This window comes from Synechococcus sp. R6-10 (genome assembly GCF_047461815.1).
Taxonomy (GTDB): domain Bacteria; phylum Cyanobacteriota; class Cyanobacteriia; order Thermostichales; family Thermostichaceae; genus Thermostichus.
This window is the reverse complement of record NZ_JANSHW010000115.1, coordinates 1-1,067: the sequence shown is the minus strand read 5'-3', so window position 1 is coordinate 1,067 and position 1,067 is coordinate 1. Positions and strand designations below refer to the sequence as shown.

Here is a 1,067-nt window from a genome sequence, read left to right as displayed (position 1 = left end):
CGTCGCGGGTTATTGCGTGGGTATCGTCGGGGAATACAACGCGGGGTACAGCGCGGTGAAAAGCAGGGTCTGCAGCAGGGTTTGCAGCAAGGGCTGCAGCAGGCGATCCTCAGCACTCTACGCGAGATGTACGGCGAGCCTCCCGCAGAACTGGTTCACGAGTTGAGCCAGATTGGCGACCCTGCGCGTCTGCTGGAGCTGCACACCGTCGCGTTGCGGGCGGGCAACTTGGAGGCGTTTCAGCAACGGCTACGAGAGATGGTTCGCAACGACGACTCTACAGCATAAGCGGTGTAGGGGCACTACGCGACGAATAATTTGTTGCATGGGGTATAATAAGGCGCACAGGGGGTACAAGCATATACTTTGGGAACTCTCATGACACTATATTCGTAGAATAGGTGGAAGACAGTTATGTCGCGATACAGGGGAAGTCGGAGCTATCGACATGAGGGGGATGCGCAGAATCCTCTTCTGACAGGGTTGGCGTTTGTCGGGATACTTGCTGCAGTGGCTGTCGCTGGGTGGTTGGTGTGGAGTCACAGCCAAGCCCAAGCGCTTAAGACGCCACTGGCAGTCGGCGCAGGGTTCGATGTGAGCCAGTCGATGAGCAAGGAGCAGAAGCAGCGCGCCGTCGCGTTCCTGAACAAGGTAATTGGCGAAGTTATGCCCGCGCGCACGCCCACCAAAATCTGGCGCTATGCCGAGACCATCGAGACTGTGCATGAGAGTCGCCCTATCGCCTCGAAGGAGCTGAACAAGGTCTCGCGCGACACCATCGAGAACTATCTGGGCAAGTGGGGCACGCGCCCCGATAAGGTGTTGCAGGAGTTCCAGCGTTTTACGGCGCAGTATCCCGAGCGCAAGTTCGTGCTGTGTCTGTTCACCGATGGTGAGTGCCACACGCCCAAAGAGACGCGCGAGCAAGCGGCTCGACTGGCGCGAGACCGCCGAGTGGCGGCTGTGATCGTCGGTCCTGTGATTAACCGCTATCGCCGTGCGGTCGAGAACAGCTACTACGCGCCCCTGCACGACGCGGGCAAGCTGTTCGTGTTCGGTGAAACCGA

1 protein-coding gene and 1 pseudogene are annotated in these 1,067 nt (G+C 59.0%); both read left to right on the top strand.

Annotation, left to right across the window (positions count from 1 at the left end):
• Window positions 1–288 (top strand): annotated as a pseudogene (locus NW837_RS03855) (hypothetical protein); the annotation flags it as partial.
• Between the two features lie 306 nt (window positions 289–594).
• On the top strand, window positions 595–1,067 hold a 473-nt coding region (locus NW837_RS03850), incomplete at its 3' end, for a vWA domain-containing protein (protein ID WP_414329347.1).